Origin of the sequence: Amycolatopsis sp. lyj-112, assembly GCF_046549055.1 — a bacterium.
Lineage (GTDB): Bacteria > Actinomycetota > Actinomycetes > Mycobacteriales > Pseudonocardiaceae > Amycolatopsis.
In genome coordinates this window covers 234,196-252,035 of record NZ_JAJPWS010000004.1, presented here as the reverse complement: position 1 = coordinate 252,035, position 17,840 = coordinate 234,196, and the positions used below count along the sequence as shown (strand labels likewise).

Here is a 17,840-nt window from a genome sequence, read left to right as displayed (position 1 = left end):
GTTGACACGGAATCTGACCGGTGAGTAACTTACTGGTGAGTCAGATCTGAACGGAGACATCGATGTCGACCGCTACGGCTGAAGACCGGTCCTGGTGGGGCTGGGGTACCACCGCCGGCGAACTGTCCAAGGAAGAGTCGGACGCACTGGTCGCCCGAACGGCGGCGGTGCTGCCGGGCCACGATTTCACCGACCACGCCCCGCCCGGCCCGGACGACCTCGACGTCGCACCGCCGCGGGTCACCCCGCCGGACGTGCTCGCCGCGTTGTGCAGCGACATCCCCGTGGACAGGCTCTCCCACGCTCGAGGCAAGGCTTTCCGCGACATCGTCCGCAACCTCCTCGGACGGCTCGACCACATCCCGGATCTGGTCGCCCGGCCGCGCACGGAGCAGGACGTGGTCGATCTTCTCGACTGGTGTTCCACCGCGCGGATCCCGCTGATTCCTTACGGTGGCGGCAGTTCCGTGGTCGGCGGCGTCGAGCCGCGGTTCGACGGGCCCGCCGTGTCGATGGATCTGGGCGGCCTCGACGACGTGCTCGAAGTGGACCGGACGAGCCGGGCGGCCCGGATCCAGGCAGGGATCCACGGTCCGGCGCTGGAAGACCGGCTTCGTCCGATGGGGTTGACGCTGCGGCATTTCCCGCAGTCGTTCGCACATTCGACCCTCGGTGGCTGGCTCGCGACCCGCGCCGGCGGGCATTTCGCCACGCTCGCCACGCATATCGACGATCTCACCGAGTCGCTGCGCGTGGTCACCCCGGCCGGGATCAGCGAGTCGCGACGGCTGCCCGGTTCGGGTGCGGGCCCGTCGCCCGACCGGATGTTCCTCGGTTCCGAAGGCACGCTCGGCGTGATCACCGAGGCGTGGATGCGCCTGCAGGACAGGCCGGTCTGGCAGGTCACCGCGTCGGTCGCCTTCGAGCGCCAGGACGACGCCGTCGCCGCCACCCGGGCGATCGCGCAATCCGGGCTCTACCCGTCGAACTGCCGCCTGCTCGACCCCGCCGAGGCGTTCATCAACGCGGGCGCGAGCGTCGGCGGAGGACTGCTGCTGGTCGCGTTCGAATCGGCCGACCACCCGGTGGACGCGTGGCTGGATCGCGCGCTGGAACTGGCCACCGCGTTCCACGGAACGGTGAAGACCAAGCGCAGCAAGGATTCCGCGCGCCAGGACGGCGATTCGTCGTCGGCGTGGCGGTCGTCGTTCTTGCGGATGCCTTACCAGCGTGACGCTCTCGCTCGCCGGTCCCTGATCGTGGAGACCTTCGAAACCGCGTGCACCTGGGACGACTTCGAGGACTTCCACCACGCCGTCACCGAGGCCGCGCGCGTCGCGATCGACGAAGTGTGCGGTGGCGCCGGTGTGGTGACCTGCCGCTTCACCCACGTCTATCCCGACGGTGTCGCGCCCTACTACGGCATCTACGCCGCCGGGCGCTGGGGGAGCACGGTCGGGCAGTGGGACGAGATCAAGGCCGCGGTGTCCGAGGCGATCGCCGGCCACGGCGGCACGATCACCCACCACCACGCCGTCGGCCGCGACCACCGACCCTGGTACGACCGGCAGCGTCCCGACCCGTTCGCGGTCGCGCTCAGCGCCGCCAAGACCGCACTCGACCCGGCCGGGATCCTCAATCCCGGCGTTCTGATCCGCTGACGGGCGGCCGGACGAACGTGGTCAGCAGCGCGGTGAACCGCATGGCCGCCAGCGACAACGTCCGCCCGGCCATGGTCTGCACCTGTGCTTCCCGTTTGCGGAACACCGCGTTGTCGAGGAGCACGTAGGCGACGCCCTCGGTGGCCGCGTCCTGCCGGATGTCCCCCAATCCGCCGACGAGCGCGATGCCGCCGCCGCAGCGGACGAACTCGTACTTGGGGCTCAGTTCGTTGCACACCAGCACCGGACGGGCCGTGAGGTTCTCGATCCGGGTGGCGATGTCGAACAGGTCGCGCAGGCTCTGGCCCGGCATGGGCAGCGCGAGCGGATGTTCGCACAGTTCGGCGAGGCCGACGGCGTCGCGGCTGTTCAGCGGATGGTCCAGCGGCACGATCGCGTACACCGGCACGACGACGGCGCTTTCGACCCGCACGCCGTGCTGAGGTCCGGTCGCGAACGTGACGGCGACGTCGGCGGCACCGTCGAGGACGCGCTTCGTCGCTTCCTCGCGGGTCACGACGTCGATGTGGAAGAGGACGTCGTGCTCGCGCCGGAAGGCGGCGATGGCCTGCGGGATGACGCGGCGGGCGAACCCTTCGGAACAGGCGACCGTGAGCGAACGGGCGTGCAGCCCGCGGCCGGTGCGCAGTTCGTCGACGAGCACGGACGATTCGGCCTCGCTGCGGCGGACGTGGTCGAGCAGGCGGTTCCCGGCGTCGGTCGGCACCATGCCGCGCGGATGCCGGACGAACAGCGGTACCCCGATCCCGGCCTCGAGTTTGGCGATCTGACGGCTGATCGCCGAGGGCGCGACGGTCAGCTCGGTCGCCGCTTCGGACACCGAGCCGGTGCGGGCGACTTCGAGGAAGTACGTCAGCGCGATGGGGAGCAGTCGCATCGAGTCTCCTCTCGCACGTCGGTTTGCCTTAATGAGAACCCAGGACGTCGTAAACGGCAATGGTCAGAGTAGGAAAACCGACTTACGCTCGTCCTCACATCCGGCGAGTGAATCGGGAGAGAGAACGTGGCAGTCTCTGCGAAACTGGTTTCGAAGGCCCAGGAGCACGTCGACTCGGGCGCCTTCTTCACCGAACTCGCCGAGCTGGTCCGGTATCCGACCGTGAGCGATCATCCGGCCGGCCGCATTGCCATCAAGGCATACCTGGACGACGCGCTGACGCCGGCGCTGACCGCGCTCGGCTGCGAGGTGACGACGTTCCCCAACCCCGACCCGGCCGGAGGTCACTTCCTGATCGGCACCCGGATCGAGTCGCCGGAGCTTCCGACAGTGCTGTGCTATGGCCACGCCGACGTCGTCGACGGGCACGAGGGGCGGTGGAGCGGCCGGGACCCGTGGACCCTGACCGCCGACGGCGAGCGCTGGTACGGCCGCGGTTCGGCGGACAACAAGGGGCAGCACCTGATCAACCTGACCGCGCTGCGGCTGCTCCTGGCCGAGCAGGGCTCGCTCGGGTTCAACCTCAAGTTCCTGTTCGAGACCGGTGAGGAGATCGGCTCACCCGGCCTCGCCGAATTCGTCGCGGCACGGTGGCAGGCGCTGAACGCCGATGTCCTCATCGCCTCCGACGGCCCCCGCCTGGACGCCGCGACACCGACGGTGTTCCTCGGCGCTCGGGGCAGTGTCCGGATCGCACTCGACGTCGACCTGCGCCCCGACGCCTACCACTCGGGTAACTGGGGCGGTGTGCTGCGCAACCCCGCCACCACGCTCGCCGGGGCGATCGCCTGTCTCGTCGACGGGCACGGCCGCATCCAGGTACCCGGTCTCCTGCCGCTCGAACTCCCGGACAGTGTTCGCGAGGCGCTCGCCGAGATCCGGATCGGACGCACTCCGGGTGATCCGACGCCGGACGAAGGCTGGGGTGACACCGGGCTGACCGTCGCCGAACGGCTTTACGGCTGGAACACCCTCGAAGTCCTTTCGCTGGGCGCCGCGGACATCGATCGGCCCGTCAACGCCATCCCGGGCCGGGCTCGCGCGATGCTGCAACTTCGCTACGTCGCGGGCACCGACGTCGCCGGTCTGGCCGATACGGTCAAGAAACATCTTGCCGCACAAGGGTTCTCGATGGTCGATGTCACCGCCGAAGGGAGTTTCCGGGCCAGCCGCACCCCGGTCGAGGACCCGTGGGTGGGCTGGGCGAAAGGGGTCCTCGACGAGGTTTCCGACCGGCCGGTGGCGATCCTGCCGAGTTTCGGCGGCGGCCTGCCCAACCACGTGTTCACCGACATCCTCGGCCTGCCCACCCTGTGGCTGCCGCATTCCTACCCCGGTTGCCTGCAGCACGCGCCCGACGAGCACCTGCTCGCACCGATCGCGCGCGAAGGCCTCGTCCTCGCCACAGCGTTGTTCCACGCGCTCGGCCGGCGTGGGAAGGAAGCCTGATGCTCGACAGCGAACAGACGGAGCCAAACCGCGCACGCGATCACCGGCTCGCCGGTTACAGCTCCCGCAACAGATATCGCTGCAGTTTCCCGCTCGCGTTGCGGGGGAGTTCCTCGATGAACCGCACCTGTCGCGGGTACTTGTAGGGCGCCGCGGTCGCCTTCGCGTGGTCCTGCAGGGCCCGCGCGACGTCCGGGCCCTGCGCGGCCCCGGGCCGGAGTACGACGAACGCGGTCACGACCGAACCGCGGTCCGGGTCCGGGGTGCCGATCACCGCGCATTCCGCGACGTCGGGGTGGGTGAGCAGGACTTCCTCGACCTCCGGCGCCGCGATGTTGTAGCCCGAGGAGATGATCATGTCGTCGCTGCGCGCGACGAAACTGAAGTAGCCGTCGGCGTCCCGGACGTAGGTATCGCCGGTGATGTTCCAGCCATCGCGGACGTAGTCACGCTGGCGCGGGTCCTCCAGGTAGCGGCAACCCGTGGGACCCCGCACGGCGAGGAACCCAGGCGTGCCATCAGGAACAGGTGTGCCGTCGACGTCCAGGACGGCGGCCTGGTAACCGGGGACGACCTTCCCGGTCGCGCCGGGTCGCGCCGCTTGGTCGGCGGCGGAGAGGAACACGTGCAGCATTTCGGTGCTGCCGAGGCCGTCGATGAGCGGGCGGCCGACGACCTCCCGGAACCGTTCGGCCACGGCGGCGGGAAGCGACTCACCCGCCGAGACCGCGCGGCGCACGCCGGACAGGCGGCGGCCGTCGCCGGAATTGAGGATCGCGCGGTACGCCGTGGGGGCGGTGAACAGGACGGTGACGTCCTTCGCGGCGACGATGGCGGCGAGTTCGGCGGGGGTGGCGCGTTCGACCAGCAACGTGGCCGCGCCCGCGCGGAGCGGGAAGACCAGCAGGCCGCCGAGACCGAAGGTGAACGCCAGCGGCGGTGTGCCGCAGAAGAGATCTCCGGGGACCGGGCGCACGATGTGCCGCGAGAAGGTGTCCGCGATCGCGAGCAGGTCGCGGTGGAAATGCATCGTCGCCTTCGGTGATCCGGTCGTGCCGGAGGTGAAGGCGAGCAGGGCGACGTCGTCGGCGGCGGTCGGGACGTCGGCGAAGGTCGCCGGATGCCGCTCGGCGCGCACGGCGAGGTCCGTTCCGTAGGACGCGACAGGCAGATCGGGCGGGAGTTCGTCCAGCAGGCGTTCGTCGCACAACGCCAGCGCGGGCTTCGCGCGGGCGACGATCTTGTCGAGTTCGGTACGGCGGAGCATCGGCATGGTCGTGACGGCCACCGCGCCCGCCTTCAGCACGGCCAGCCAGGCGACCGCGAGCCACGGGGTGTTGGGGCCGCGCAGCAGGACCCGGTTGCCGGGCACGACACCGAAGTCGGTGACGAGGACGTGCGCGACGCGGTTGGCGCGCGCGAGCACGTCGCCGTAGGTCCAGGTTTCGGTCGGCGACAGCAGACAGGGCCTGTCCGGGCCGAGGCGCGTGATGGTGTCGTCGAGCAGCGCGGTCGCGGCGTTCAGACGCTCGGGATAGGACAGTTCGGGCAGGTCGAACAGGAACTCGGGCCACTGCGACCCGGGAGGCAGCCGATCGCGGCAGAACGAGTCGACGTGTGCGCTGGGCGAAAGCCTCATCGGCGCTCCTCGGTCCGGGCCTGCACCGCGAAGGTAGCACTTGTTACGACCGTCGAGAAGGCGCAATGTCCGGCACGTGACGACGACGCCGGATGAGGCATAGCCCGCCGGGGTGCGGTCAGAAGACGACGCCGACGTCCTTCGCGACGATCTCGTCCATCGCCCGTTCGGCGACGGCCGCGATGGTCATCGACGGGTTGCACGCCGCGCTGTTGCCCGGCATCAGGGCGCCGTCGAGCACGTACAGGCCTCGGTGCGAGCCGACCCGGCCCGCCAGATCGCAGACGCTGCCCATGGACGCGCCACCGAGCGGGTGCCAGGTGCTGGGCACGAGAGTGGTCGTGTCGAGTTCGACCGAGGCCGGCCCGGCGATCTTCGTGACCCGCTCGTGGATGCGCTTCGCCACCACACTGTCGGCGCCGGCGGGCCAGTGCAGCGTCGCGTCGTCCTTGGCGGAGTCGTAGACGAACCGTCCCCGGCCTTCGCTCACGCCGTAGCCGACCAGCATCGTCGTCCGCAGGTTCGGCAGCGGCGGGAGCGACGCCTGGATGACGGTGTTCGCCGTGGCCGGGTCGTCCCATTCCTTGCTGCCGTAGACGACCGGACCGCCCTGGGGTGAACCGAAGTCGTCCGCGAGGTTCGTCCAGGTGTAGATGCGGTCGCCGTTGGAACCCCAGTTCGCGCCGAGCCCGTCGGGCAGGTCCGGGATCGCGCCGGAAGCCTCGGCGCGCATCAGCAGTTTCGTGGTGTTGGCGGTTCCGGCCGCCATGATGAGGGCTCGGGCGGTGAGGATCTTCTTCTCCAGCACTGTGCCGTCGGTGCCGATGCGGTCGACGGAGATCCGCCAGCGGCCGTCCCCTGCCATCGCGACGTCGGTGACGTTGTGCAGCGTCGCGACCGTGCAGCGGCCGGTGGCCTCCGCCGCCGCGAGGTAGGTGACGTCCACCGAGTGCTTGCCGCCGTTGTTCACCCCGAGACTGCAGTCGCCGTTGGTGTAGGACGGTTTCATCTCGCCGTTCACTTCGCGCAGCGCGTAGGACCAGTCGATCGGCATCGGGATCTTCGAGACCGCGTAGCCCGCTCGCTCGGCGTTGCGGGCGAACACGCGCGCGGCCTTGTACGTCGGGCCGGCGATCAGTTCGTCGGGCGCGGTCGCGAGCCCGAGCATGGCCGCGACACGCGGATAGTGGATCCGTGCCATGCGGGCGTAGTCGAGTTGCTCGGGGAAGTGGGTGTTGAACACGTCCTCGGCGGGTTGGAGCGTCATCCCTTGGTAGACAAGGGAACCACCGCCGACCCCGGCGGCGCACATGATGTCCATCCCCTGGCCGGGCACCCGCTCCAGGAGACCGGTGTAGCGCTCGAACGGCAGCAGCGGCACGATCCCGAACAGCGACGGCGCCGATCCCAGCCAGAAGATCCGCTTGTCCGGCGAGGTCGGATGGGGGAACGTCTCCGCGTCCGGTCCGGTCGGCCAGCGGAGACCGCGTTCCAGCACCAGCACCGGAACCCCGGCCTGCGCCAGCCTCAACGCGGTGACGCCACCGCCGAACCCGGATCCGATGACGACGACCCGGTGGTCCTCCCGCGTCACCGGGACCCGGCCCGGCGCGGCCGCGAGAAGGGGGAGACCCGCGGCACTCTTGAGAACGGTCCGTCGGCGCAGAGGAGACATGGCCCGAACGTTAGGGAGATCAACCGAGACAAGGAACGAATTGCGAGTCTCACTACTCGCCAGTAGTATCCGGCGGATGCGGAGTCCCCGGCGCACCGACGCCGAGCGCAACCGCGAAACGATCCTTCGCGTCGCAGAGGCCGCTTTCTCCCAGGGCTCCGAAATCATCCCGCTGGCGGAGATCGCCCGGCGGGCTCGCCTCGGACGGGCGACCGTCTACCGCCATTTCCCCGACCGGCAGGCACTCGGCCTCGCCGTGGCTGCCCGGCAATTGGCCGCCTTCAAACGCATCGTCAACCAGGACGATGCGCGTGGCTCGTTCCGTGAACTCCTGGCCGCGGTGCTGTTCGAGCAGATCTCCTGGCGACCGCTGGTCCGCCTGTTCCGCGAACTGCCCGTGCGCTACCAGCAGCAGTACGCCGACACGCTGGTCACGGTCCTCACCCCGGCGTTCCGGCGGGCGCAGGCCGACGGACGGCTGCGCGAGGACGTCGAGCCCACGGATCTCCTGCTGGTCTTCGAAATGGTCGAAGCGGCCATCGTGACCGGGACCGCGAGAGCCCACCCCGGTGACCCGACACGGCGAGTGGTCGCCGTGATCCTCGACGGGTTCCTCGCCGAGCGGGCGGCTTGAACGAGACTCAGGCGATCACGTCGGCGACGGCGCGGCGCAGGGTGTCGCGCACGGTCGCGGCGTCGTCGAGGTTCCCGCCGTGGAGCGCGCCGTCCCGCAGCAGGACGAGCACGCGGGCGGCGTGTTCGGGGTCGGGATGCCCGAGTTCGGCGGCCAGTTCGCGGAGCACGCCGAAGAACCACTCGCGGTGGTCGTCGATGACCTGGCGGACCTTGTGCGCGGGGTCGGGATATTCGGCGGCGGCGTTGAGGAACTGGCAGCCGCGGAAGTCGTCGTCCAGCGTCCGGTCGCCGATGACGCCCATGGTGCCGGCCAGTGCTTCGCGAGCGGGTTCGGCCTTCAGGATGGCGCCGATGCCCTCCCGGATCCGCCTGCTCGTCGTGTCCAGGTAGGCCGCGACCAGGTCGTCCTTGCCGGGGTAGTGACGGTAGAAGGTCGCCCTGGTCACGGACGCCTCCGAGGTCAGGCGGTCGACGCCGACGGCGTGGATGCCCACGGCGTAGAACAGGCGCGACGCGGTCTCGAGCAGCCTGTCCTTGGGGTGGATGTCTCGATCGGCGGTCGTCATCCCCGCAGCTTAGAGAAAGAACGGTCATTCTGCTAGGTCTCGCTCGTCACATTGCGGAAGGCGGAGCGGGTGGGCATTGTTCATGGAGAAAGACCGATCGTTCTCTCTGAGCTTGAAGGAGTCACCATGACTGTCCAGAAGCCCACCGTCGTCCTGGTTCACGGCGCGTTCGCGGACTCGTCCAGCTGGAACGGCGTCGTGGCGAAGCTGCGCGAGCAGGGCTATCCGGTACTGGCGGCGTCGAACCCGCTGCGCGGTATCGAGTCGGATGCCGAGTACGTCGCCGACGTCGTCAACGGCGTGTCCGGCCCTGTCGTGCTGGCGGGACACTCCTACGGCGGCGTGGTGATCAGCCGGGCGGCCGCCACCACGCCGAACGTGAAGGCGCTCGTCTACATCGCCGCGTTCCAGCCGGAGGCGGGGGAGAGCGTGTTCGAGCTGTCCGGCAAGTTCGGCGGCGGCAAGCTCGGCCCGGACACCACGAACGTCCTCGCGGCCCAGAGTGAGCTGTCGATCAAGCCGGCGAACTTCTCCGACGTGTTCGCCGCCGACGTCCCCGCGGAGACCGCCGCCGTCATGGCGCTCACCCAGCGCCCGGTCGCCGAGCGCGCGCTGGCCACGCCGTTCGACGGCACGCCGGCGTGGAAGAACCTGCCTTCGTGGGCGCTGATCGCCGAGCAGGACCACGCGATCCCCGCCGCCGCGCAGGAGTTCATGACCGAACGCGCCGGCTCGGAGGTCACCCGGGTCGCGGCTTCGCACGCCGTCTCGGTGTCGAGGCCGGACGCCGTCGCCGACGTCATCCTCGCCGCTGCCGCCAAGGTCAGCTGATCGCGGGTCGTGAGTGTTTTGGGTCGTTAGAACGACCCAAAACACTCACGACCTTGACGTCGCCCTCGTTCCCGGAGAGACTGCAAAAGCGTTTTTGCACCGGTCAGCCGTCTCCGGGGAGATCCACATGAAGGTCCTCGTGCTCAGTTCGAGCCCACGCCGCGAAGGCAATTCCTGGGCCCTGGCCCAGTCCCTGGCAAAGGGAGCGGAGGAGGCGGGGGACACCGTCGACTTCGTCCACCTCGCCGACTTCGTCGAAGCGCCGTTGGGGGACTGCCGCAGCTGCCGGCTGAGCGACCGGTCGTGCGGTATCGCCGACGGCTACGAGCGGCTGTTGTTCGATCACGTGCTCCCGGCGGACGCGATCGTCTACGCGACACCGCTGCACTGGTACGGCATGACCGGGCGGCTGAAGTCCTTCTTCGACCGGCTTTTCTGTTACACCTCGGGCAGTTCGCCGCATACCGGCCGGGTCATGCCCGGGTTGATGGGCAAGCGCGCGGCGGTGGTGATCTCCTGCGAGGAGAGCTACCGGGGTGCGACGCTCGGCCTCGAAGCCCAGTTCCAGGAACTCACCCGGTACCTCAAGCAGGACCTCGCCGGGATCGTGGTCGGCATCGGCAACAGCCGGGGCGAGGTGGAACGCGATCCCGCGCGTCCGCTGGAGGCCGCGGCGGACCTCGGTCGTAGGCTGGGCCAGGCCCGAGTCACCGACTACCGGCTCGACACCGATCGGCCGAATCGCGTGTGGGGACCGCCCGAGGAGTCCCGTGTCGCCGACCATCCGTGACGTCGCCGCCGCCGCGGGAGTCTCGATCACCACCGTTTCCCATGTGCTCAGCGGGCAGGGCCGGATCTCCGAAGACACCCGCCGCCGCGTCGCGCAGGCCGCCGCCGACCTCGGCTATCAGGCCAGCGTCCACGCGCAGCAACTGGTCACCCGGCGCAGCCGCACCCTGGCGATCCAGATCGCGAACTCGGTCGACGCGAGCAGCGCCTGCGCGCTCGTCCCCAACTCCGACTACTTCCTCGAGGTCCTCAACGGGGCGGCCGAGGCCGCGTCGAAACGCTCGTACGCCTTGCTGCTGACCCCGGCGGACGCGGATCTCGACCGGCTCAACGCCTTCGCGGTGGACGGCGCCATCCTCGTCGACCCTCGCGGTGACGAGCCGTTCTTCGCCACCGGCTGGTGCCGTGACCGGCCGCTGGTGACCACCGGCCGCCCGATGGCCACACAGTGCCAGGTCCCGGTCATCGTCGACAACGACCTGGTCGCCGCGGCCCGTTTGATGCTCGACCATCTCGCCGAGCGCGGATACGAGCGGCCCGCGATGATCACCACCGACACCAGCCGTTCCTACGCGGCGGATCTCGTCGCGGGCTACCGCGGCTGGATGGACGACCGAGGCCGGGAACCCGTGGTCGTCGAGATCGACGAACCGCCGACCGGCGAAGGCACCGCCGAGGCCTTGGGCAGACTGCTCGACCGGACCCGATGCCCGGACGCCGTCTTCACCACATCGGAGAACCTCGCCCTCGGCGTCCTTCACGAAGCGCGACGGCGACAGCTGGCGGTACCGGCGTCACTCGGCCTCTGCAGCGCGGTGGACAGCGGTTCGCTCCGGCTCACCTCGCCGCAGGTCACCGGCATGTTCGTGCATCCCCGCGAGGTGGGCGGCCGGGCGGCCACGGCGTTGATGGACCTCATCGAGGGCGGGTCCACCGGCACCGAGACGCGCCGGATCGAAGTACCCGTGCGGTTGAACGCGCGAGAATCCACCCATCGCTGGGTTGTCGTGAGTGATTCGGGTCGTTAGAACGACCCGAATCACTCACGACCCCCGCCCAGCGCTAGGAGCCGCGGCATACCGCGACCGGCGGATCCCCGTCCCCGGCGTCCGTGGTCGCGATGAGGCCGAAGGTGGTCGTCCCGCCGGCGGGCAGGATCGCGTTCCAGTCGAGGTCGGTGACCCGCACCCGGTCACCGTCCTGTTTCAGGGAACCGTTCCACAGACCGGAGATCCGGGTCCCGGGCGTCAGCGTCCAGCTGACCTCCCAGCCGGTGATCCTGGTGTCCTGCGCGTTCCGCACGGAGACGCGGATCTCGGAGCCACCGGGCCAGGTGTTGGTGACCTCGTAGCGCGCCTCGCATTGCGGCTCCTCCGCCGTCGTGCTCGCGGGCGCGGTGGTCTGCTGGGCGGCGGGCGGCCCGGCGACCGGGACGCCGGGCTCGTCACCGTCGAAGAGCAGGATCCCGGCCACGACACCGGCCGCGACCACCGTTCCGGCCGCGATGGCGATCGGCCGCCGCGAACGCCGGGCAGGTGGCGGAAGACGTTTCGTGCCGGACAGGAGCGCGGGACGTCCTTCGGCGACGGCGGTGAGCATCCGCTCGGCTTCGGCCATGGTGGGCCGCTCCCGCGGGTCGCGCTGGAGCATCTGCAGCAGGACTTCCGGGAGCGGGCCGGTTTGCCGCGGTGCGGCGACCTCGCCCTGGGCGACCCGTTTGAGGAGCGCGATCTGGTTGCCGTCCGTGCCGAACGGAGGTGCGCCTTCCATGGCGGTGTAGAGCGTGGAGCCGAGGGAGAAGACGTCCGACGGGTAATCGGGTTCCTCCCCGTCGGCGACCTCGGGGGAGAGGAACGCAGGGGTGCCGACGACGAGCCCGCCGCCGGTCATGGTCCCTTCGCCCATCGCGTGCGACAGCCCGAAGTCGGCGATCTTCGCCGCGCCGTCGTCGGCGATGAGGACGTTGTTGGGCGTGACGTCGCGGTGCAGGATCTTGTCCGCATGGGCGGCGGACAGCGCGGAGGCGATCTGCCCGCCGAGTTCCGCCACCCGCCCCGGCGGGAGCGGGCCGTGGTCGGCCAGGATTTCGGTCAGCGGCCGCGACGGCAGGAACTCCATGACCAGGAACGGGGTTCCGTCCTCCTCCACGACGTCGTAGACGGTGACGGCGTGCGGGTGCTTGAGCCGGGCCGCGACCCTGGCCTCGCGCATCGCGCGCACGAGCGGCCGGAACTGGGCGTCGTCGCCGGACGTGCTGTCGGGCAGCAGCTGCTTGACCGCGACCGCCCGCCGCAGCCGCTCGTCCTGCGCCTGCCACACCACGCCCATCGCGCCCCGGCCGACCTTCTGCCGCAACCGGTAGCGCCCGGCGATGAGCTCACCTTCACGCGTCACGCCGCCCCCTGGGCCTTGGATTCTCTCCGAAGATCACACGGACCCGGCAGCAGGCCGGTTCACTCCGGGGTCCGAGTTCACCCTAAGCGAGAGACGCCGTTCAGGACCGCGGGATCCCGTCTTCGACCGGTACTCCGGCCGCCGCGAGCCAGGCTTCGGCGAGGATCCGGTGACCGAGCGGGCTGGGGTGGACGCCGTCCGGAGCGAGGGTCGCGTTGCCGTGTTCCGCCGCCGCGCGTGGCATGAAGAGATCGGCCCGGACCAGGCGTGCGCCGAACTCGGTGGCGACGTCGAGCGCGACTTCAATGCGGGGTGCCAGGTCGTCCTGCCATGCGTGCTGCTCCGGTTCGACCGGCAGCAGGAACGGGGTGATCACGTACAAGTCGGCCGGAAGGTGCTGCCTCGCACTGGCCAGGATCCGGGTGTAGGCGGCGCGGAACTTCCCGACCGGGCTGGGCAGGCCGCGGTCGAAGGTCCGCCAGGTGTCGTTGATGCCGATCTTCACGGTCAGCACCGTCGGCCGGAGCGCGAGGACGTCGGCGGTCCAGCGGGCTTCCAGGTCGTAGATCCGGTTGCCGTTGAGCCCTTGGTTGACCACCTCCGGCCCGCCGCGCAGCCGGTCCGCGCACAGCCGGTCCGCGATCTGCCGGACGTACCCCTTGCCCAGCGACGCCGGATCGGTGCGGTCGCGGCTGGAATCGGTGATCGAGTCGCCCGCGAAGAGCAACCGGTCCTGTTCGGTGAAGCTCACGCGCCGGCCCCGTCGATCATCTTGCGCAGGGAGTCGGCCTCGCCGGCGATCAGCTCCGGATCGTTGTCCGGGACGAACTCCAGCAGGGCGTCCAGCGGCCGGTCCAGTGAACCGAGCAGGGCGAAGGCCTTCTGCCACAGGTCCGTCCTGGCGGTCAGCGGCCGCCGTTCGTTGCTGGGCCACCACGAGAACACGTGCACCGCGCGAACCTGGTCGAGCACCTTCTCCAGTCCCGCGAGCGCGGGCCCGTCCGGCAGATCCTGGGGCGGCTGCCAATAGGTGCCGAGATTGGCGCGGCCGACCTCTTCGAGCACCTGGACCGTCGACTCGGCGGTGTCGGTCAGGGTCCCGCCGTGGAACTCCAGCGCGACTTCGAGGCCGTGCCCGGCGGCGACGTCCGCCGCCTCGCGGAGCCCGGCCACGACCTGCTGCCGTTCCTCCGGGTCGACGTCGGCCGAACCGGCCTTGCCCGCCCACACCCGCACCCGGGACGCGCCGAGGCGGACCGCGGTGGCGGCGATCTCGCCGAACTTCCCGGACTCCGCCGGAGTGGCGCGGAAATAGGACCCGTAGGAATCGCAGGCCAGCCCGTGCCGTCCCATGGCTTCGACCACGCGGTCGGCCGCCCATTCGTCCCCCGGGCGCACATGGACGTCGGCGCCCCACTCGATCACCTCAAGGCCGGCCGCCGCGGCGCGGCGGATGACCTCTTCGGCGTCCAGCCGCCGCAGCGTCACCGAACACAGTCCCGGCCGGATCATCGTGGCTCCCTCGTTCCTTTCGGACGTGCTCACAGCGACAGCTCTCCGAGTTCGACGCGGCGGCCTTCCCGCGAGGACAGCAGACCCGCCTCGGCGAACCGCAGACCTCGCGCGCCCGCCAGGAAGTCGTACGAGTTGGGCGCGTCTTCGACCACGTGCCGGACGAACTGCTCCCACTGTGCCTTGAACCCGTTCTCCGGCACCGCGTTGTCCGGAACGTCCTGCCACTGGTCCCGGAAGACCTCGCTGGTGGGGAGATCGGGGTTCCAGACCGGTTTGGGGGTCGCCACCCGCGGCTGGACCTTGCAGCCGTGCAGCCCGGCGACCGCGCTGCCGTGCGTGCCGTCCACCTGGAACTCGACCAGCTCGTCCCGGTTCACCCGCACGCACCAGGAGGAGTTGATCTGCGCGACGATCCCGCCCGCCAGCTCGAAAATGCCGTACGCGGAGTCGTCGGCCGTTGCGGCGTAGGCGTTTCCGCGCTCGTCGAAGCGCTCCGGAATGTGCGTGACGGCCTTCGCGAGGACCGATTCCACCGTGCCGAACAGGTTCTCCAGCACGTAGCTCCAGTGGCAGAACATGTCGAGCACGATGCCGCCGCCGTCTTCGGCGCGATAGTTCCAGCTGGGTCGCTGCGCGGTCTGCCAGTCGCCCTCGAACACCCAGTACCCGAACTCGCCGCGCACCGAAAGGATGCGCCCGAAGAAGCCGGAGTCGATGAGGCGCTTGAGCTTCAGCAGCCCGGGGAGGTACAGCTTGTCGTGCACCACACCGTTCTTGACGCCGGCCGCCTTCGCCCGGCGGGCGAGGTCGAGTGCGCCGTCGAGGGATTCCGCGGTCGGTTTCTCGGTGTAAACGTGCTTTCCGGCGTCCATCGCGGTGACGAGCGACTTCTCGCGGGCTTGCGTGAGCTGAGCGTCGAAGTAGAGCGGGTAGCCGTCATCGGACAGCGCCGCGTCGAGATCGGTCGTCCACCGTTCGAGCCCGTGGCGCCGTGCGATCTCCCGCAGTTTGTCCGCGTTCCGCCCGACCAGCACCGGTTCCAGCTGGATCCGGGAGCCGTCGGCCAGTTCGACGCCGCCCTGCTCGCGGATCGCGAGCACCGAGCGCACCAGGTGCTGGCGGTAGCCCATCCGGCCGGTCACGCCGTTCATCACAACGCCGAGCGTGCGCTCCGCGGTCATTGGTCCTCCCAGAAGTAGGTGCTTTCGCGCAAGACGACTTCACCGCCGATGTGTTTGACCCGAGGGTTTTCGGCGCGGTCGGCGAGGACGAAGTCGAGTGCCTGCTCGCCCATCACCTCGATCGGCACGCGCACGGTGGACAGCGACGGCCTGATGTCGCGCAAGGTGATGATGTCGTCGAATCCGGCCACCGCGATATCCGACGGCACCTGCAGCCCGCGGTCGCGGCACGCGGCCATGGCGCCGACGGCCATCACGTCGTTGACGGCGAAGACACAGCCGTCGCGGAAGCCGTTCTCCAGCGCCCGCACCATGGCCGCGTACCCGCCGTCGCGGGTGAATTCCGCGTGCACGACCCGGTTCGCGGGCAGCGTGACGCCGTGGCGGGCGAGCCCGTCCCGGAAACCCTGCACGCGATCGCTGGAGGTCAGCAGGCCGGGCGGGCCGGCGAGGACGAGGAAGGAACGATGCCCGAGCCCGGCGAGCTGTTCGCCCAGATCGGTCGCGCCAGGCCGGTTTTCGAGCATGACGGTGTCGAAGGGCAGTTTCCGCTGCCCGATCACCACGACCCGGCCGTCGGCGGCTTCGAACGCCTTGAGTTCCTTGGTCAGATTCCGTTGCAGGGCACTGTCCTCGTTGCGCGAACCGGCCAGGATGACCGCCCGCGCCCGCTGCCCGCGCAGGGTCGTGACGTACTCGAGTTCCTTCTCCGGGCGGTTTTCCGTGCTGGCGATGGTGACGGTGAGCCCGTGCCGCGCGGCCACCCGCATGACACCGGAGGCGATCGAGGAGAAGTACGGGTCGACGATGTCGTGTACCAGCAGGCCTACGACGTTGCCGCGGCCGCGGGCCATCGCCTGCGCGGGCACGTTCGTGGTGTACTGCAGCCGTTCGGCCGCTCGCAGCACGGAATCCCGCAGTTCCCCGCCGACCTGTCTGGTGCCGCCGTTGAGCGCTCTCGACGCCGTCGCGAGCGACACGCCCGCCTCGCGGGCGACATCGGCCAGGGTGACCGAACCTGCGGCGCGCTGCGGCATGGTTCCTCCTCGGTGGTGCGGATGGGCTCACGCCGGAGGCCGCCCTCCGGCGTGAGCCCGGTCTGGCTACGGAGCGGCGGGGCCGACGTCCGCGGTGGTGAGCGGCCGGTTGGCGATGGCCGCCGTCGAGTACTCGTCCGCGCCGACGTCACGCTTGCTGCCGCGGGCCTGGCCGTCGATGTCCAAAGCGACCGGTGCCGTGGCGAGTGTCGCCGTGTCGATCGCGGGGCTGCCCGAGGCGAGCCGTGAGACGCCGTCCGTGCCCTGCACGAGTTTCGGGTCGATCCGGCGGAAGGTGCCGGCCGGGATGTTGCCGTCCCCGCCCGAACCCCACAGGATGTTGCCGGACCACGTGAAGTTGCCCGTGGTGCTCATCGCGACCAGGTCGCCGTTGCTGCCGACGAAGAGGTTGTCCGAGATCGTGCAGTCGCGCGGTTCGATCGTCCGTTTGGTCTCGCCGGAGAGCGTGCCGCCGTTGTTCAGCAGCGTGTTGTGCGCGATGAGCACGCGGTCCGCCGCGTCGTTGCCGCGCCGTGATTCCTTTGATTCACCCGGGAAGTGGTCCCGAACGGAGCCGCTGCCGACGACCAGCGCGCTGCTGGACACTCCGGCGATGTAGTTGTTGAGGATCTTGTGGTCGTTGCCGTAGATCCGGATGCCTTCCTTGCCGCCGAGGATGAAGTTGGATTCGACGACGGATTTGTTCCCGTGGCGCAGCACGATGCCGCCCAGGCTGTTCCGGATGGTGTTGTTGCGGATGAAGTTGCCCGAGGACTTGACCGAGATCGCCTCCGGGTCGCCGTTCGCGCGTTCGAACAGGTTGAACTCGATCTTGGCGCCGGCGGTGGTGAGCGCACGCGGGCTGACACCGAGCCGGATCGGCTCGCCGCCGTTGTCGCCGGGGAAGGTGTGGTCGGAGAAGTAGTTCCGGAAAACTTCGACGCCCGTCGCCATCTTGTCTTCGTCAGCGCCCTCGATGCAGAGCATGACGCCGAGCGTGGTCTTGTGGTGGAAGTGGTTGCGGTCGATCTTGCTCTTGTCGGCGCGGACCATCACCCAGTGGAGGCCTTCGATGTCGGCCAGCTGGAAGTCGTTGCGGGTCAGGCGGATCACGGAACAGTTCGGCGGGATCTCGATCGTGGTGCTCTGGCGGAACTTGAACCCGCTGATCGTGACGCCGGTGGAGTCGTCGAAGACGAAGCTCTGCTCACCGTTGAGCGTCACGCCGCCGCGGGACTGCGCGACGATGGTGATCGGGTTGTCCTTCGTGCCGCGCCTGCCCTTGATGCTGATCGGCTTGCCCGTGGGCACGGTGTACGTGCCGTTGTTCAGGGTGATGACGGCACCGGCGGCGGCCGAATTGAGGGCGTTCTGCAGTTCGGTCAGCGAACTGACGTTCAGGGCGCACAGCTTGTTCGGTTTGGCCGACGCCGTACCGGCGGTGACCCACGGGACGGTGATCAGTGCGGCGCCGAGGGTGGCGCCGCTGAGGAACCTTCTGCGATCCAT

The 17,840-nt window shown here is 69.6% G+C and carries 16 protein-coding genes; 6 read left to right on the top strand and 10 right to left on the bottom strand.

Translation table 11 applies throughout. The features are described 5' to 3' along the window. The first annotated feature begins 62 nt into the window (after positions 1-62). Positions 63-1,661, top strand: a complete 1,599-nt coding sequence (locus tag ACLJRL_RS16980) for an FAD-binding oxidoreductase (RefSeq protein ID WP_410657143.1) — start codon at positions 63-65, stop codon at positions 1,659-1,661. Here the strand turns inward: ACLJRL_RS16980 and ACLJRL_RS16975 are convergent. Beyond that, positions 1,636-2,559 (bottom strand): LysR family transcriptional regulator, encoded by a 924-nt coding sequence (locus ACLJRL_RS16975; RefSeq protein WP_410657142.1) that lies wholly within the window; start codon positions 2,557-2,559, stop codon positions 1,636-1,638. The two genes, ACLJRL_RS16980 and ACLJRL_RS16975, sit on opposite strands and share 26 nt — an antisense overlap. Before the next feature lie 126 nt (positions 2,560-2,685). On the opposite strand from ACLJRL_RS16975, the gene ACLJRL_RS16970 reads away from it, so the two are divergent. Then, a complete protein-coding gene (locus ACLJRL_RS16970) occupies positions 2,686-4,068 on the top strand; it encodes a M20 family metallopeptidase (RefSeq protein ID WP_410657141.1) in 1,383 nt (460 codons plus the stop codon). Between the two features lie 55 nt (positions 4,069-4,123). On the opposite strand, the gene ACLJRL_RS16965 is transcribed toward ACLJRL_RS16970, so the two are convergent. Further along, entirely contained in the window at positions 4,124-5,707 is a 1,584-nt protein-coding gene (locus ACLJRL_RS16965) for an AMP-binding protein (protein ID WP_410657140.1), read from the bottom strand. Positions 5,708-5,825: 118 nt separating this feature from the next. Beyond that, positions 5,826-7,382, bottom strand: coding sequence for a GMC oxidoreductase (locus ACLJRL_RS16960; RefSeq protein ID WP_410657139.1), 1,557 nt, complete (start codon positions 7,380-7,382; stop codon positions 5,826-5,828). A 76-nt stretch (positions 7,383-7,458) separates the two neighbouring features. Here ACLJRL_RS16960 and ACLJRL_RS16955 point away from each other — a divergent pair, with 76 nt between their 5' ends. Further along, positions 7,459-8,016 (top strand): TetR/AcrR family transcriptional regulator, encoded by a 558-nt coding sequence (locus ACLJRL_RS16955; protein ID WP_410657138.1) that lies wholly within the window; start codon positions 7,459-7,461, stop codon positions 8,014-8,016. A 7-nt stretch (positions 8,017-8,023) separates the two neighbouring features. Here ACLJRL_RS16955 and ACLJRL_RS16950 read toward each other — a convergent pair whose 3' ends face one another. After that, a complete protein-coding gene (locus ACLJRL_RS16950; protein ID WP_410657137.1) occupies positions 8,024-8,584 on the bottom strand; it encodes a TetR/AcrR family transcriptional regulator in 561 nt (186 codons plus the stop codon). A gap of 126 nt (positions 8,585-8,710) precedes the next feature. Between ACLJRL_RS16950 and ACLJRL_RS16945 the strand changes: the two genes are divergently transcribed. The 3 genes from ACLJRL_RS16945 (at position 8,711) to ACLJRL_RS16935 (ending at position 11,232) form a co-directional block, all read left to right on the top strand. Beyond that, positions 8,711-9,415: an alpha/beta fold hydrolase gene (locus ACLJRL_RS16945; protein ID WP_410657136.1), complete on the top strand. Its 705-nt coding sequence runs from the start codon at positions 8,711-8,713 to the stop codon at positions 9,413-9,415. A 127-nt stretch (positions 9,416-9,542) separates the two neighbouring features. Continuing rightward, complete coding sequence (locus ACLJRL_RS16940) at positions 9,543-10,205, top strand: flavodoxin family protein (RefSeq protein ID WP_410657135.1); 663 nt, start codon at positions 9,543-9,545, stop codon at positions 10,203-10,205. After that, positions 10,186-11,232, top strand: coding sequence for a LacI family DNA-binding transcriptional regulator (locus tag ACLJRL_RS16935; protein ID WP_410657134.1), 1,047 nt, complete (start codon positions 10,186-10,188; stop codon positions 11,230-11,232). Before ACLJRL_RS16940 ends, ACLJRL_RS16935 begins: the two co-directional genes overlap by 20 nt. Before the next feature lie 34 nt (positions 11,233-11,266). Here ACLJRL_RS16935 and ACLJRL_RS16930 read toward each other — a convergent pair whose 3' ends face one another. From ACLJRL_RS16930 to ACLJRL_RS16905, 6 genes are all read right to left on the bottom strand, one after another. Continuing rightward, the gene (locus ACLJRL_RS16930) at positions 11,267-12,598 is read right to left on the bottom strand and encodes a serine/threonine-protein kinase (protein WP_410657133.1); all 1,332 of its coding nucleotides are present in this window, start codon (positions 12,596-12,598) and stop codon (positions 11,267-11,269) included. 100 nt (positions 12,599-12,698) lie between these two features. Next, positions 12,699-13,349: an SGNH/GDSL hydrolase family protein gene (locus tag ACLJRL_RS16925; protein WP_410657132.1), complete on the bottom strand. Its 651-nt coding sequence runs from the start codon at positions 13,347-13,349 to the stop codon at positions 12,699-12,701. Next, positions 13,346-14,110, bottom strand: coding sequence for a sugar phosphate isomerase/epimerase family protein (locus ACLJRL_RS16920; protein WP_410657131.1), 765 nt, complete (start codon positions 14,108-14,110; stop codon positions 13,346-13,348). The genes ACLJRL_RS16925 and ACLJRL_RS16920 overlap by 4 nt, the downstream gene beginning before the upstream one ends. A 29-nt stretch (positions 14,111-14,139) precedes the next feature. Beyond that, entirely contained in the window at positions 14,140-15,294 is a 1,155-nt protein-coding gene (locus ACLJRL_RS16915; RefSeq protein WP_410657130.1) for a Gfo/Idh/MocA family protein, read from the bottom strand. Continuing rightward, the gene (locus ACLJRL_RS16910) at positions 15,291-16,331 is read right to left on the bottom strand and encodes a LacI family DNA-binding transcriptional regulator (protein ID WP_410657129.1); all 1,041 of its coding nucleotides are present in this window, start codon (positions 16,329-16,331) and stop codon (positions 15,291-15,293) included. The genes ACLJRL_RS16915 and ACLJRL_RS16910 overlap by 4 nt, the downstream gene beginning before the upstream one ends. Before the next feature lie 66 nt (positions 16,332-16,397). Further along, positions 16,398-17,840 carry a chondroitinase-B domain-containing protein gene (locus ACLJRL_RS16905; RefSeq protein ID WP_410657128.1) on the bottom strand — a complete coding sequence of 481 codons (1,443 nt, stop codon included), beginning with the start codon at positions 17,838-17,840 and terminating at the stop codon, positions 16,398-16,400.